Raw genomic sequence first — 558 nt, 5'->3', positions numbered from 1 at the left:
GCGGGTTCGTGGGAGCCGTTGCTGTCGAACGTGGGGTTGTCGTTTGATGCGTCGGTGGCGGATCTGCCGGGTGCGGCGGCTGCTGATGACTGGTTCGGTGCGTTGTTCTACCAGCCGTTGTATGAGCTGGGGCAGGCCTGGATTCTGAGCCCGATCGGTGAGCAGGTCAATTCGTTTATCAACCTGTTCGGTTTCGGTCAGATGCTGATCGGTAACGGTGCCGACGGTGTTGATGGTGGGTCGCTGGCCGATGCTGCTGGTGGTTCTGGTGGTCTGTGGTTCGGTGATGGTGGTGCGGCGGGTACGTCGGCTGACGGTATCGGTGGTGTCGGTGGTTCGGCCGGCATGTTCGGTAACGGTGGCGTCGGTGGTGACGGCTTCGATGGTGGCGATGGTGGCGCTGGTGGTGCCGGTGGCTGGTGGATGGGCATCGGTGGTGACGGTGGTGCTGGTGGCGCTGGTATCGATGGTGGTGACGGTGGCGTCGGTGGTGCCGGTGGTGCCGGTATCGGCTTGTTCTACGGCGTCGGCGGTAACGGTGGCGTCGGTGGTGACGGC

At 64.0% G+C, this 558-nt stretch carries 1 protein-coding gene; it reads left to right on the top strand.

Annotation, left to right across the window (positions count from 1 at the left end):
• Positions 1 to 201 precede the first annotated feature (201 nt).
• The coding region (locus tag LI92_RS24555; protein WP_502691495.1) for a PGRS repeat-containing protein at positions 202 to 558 on the top strand (357 nt) is incomplete at its 3' end.

The sequence above is a fragment of the Mycobacterium sp. UM_Kg1 genome (assembly GCF_000972925.1).
Classification (GTDB): Bacteria; Actinomycetota; Actinomycetes; order Mycobacteriales; family Mycobacteriaceae; genus Mycobacterium; species Mycobacterium hiberniae.
Note: the sequence above shows the minus strand (reverse complement) of the source record. Positions and strands in the feature narration are given on the sequence as shown.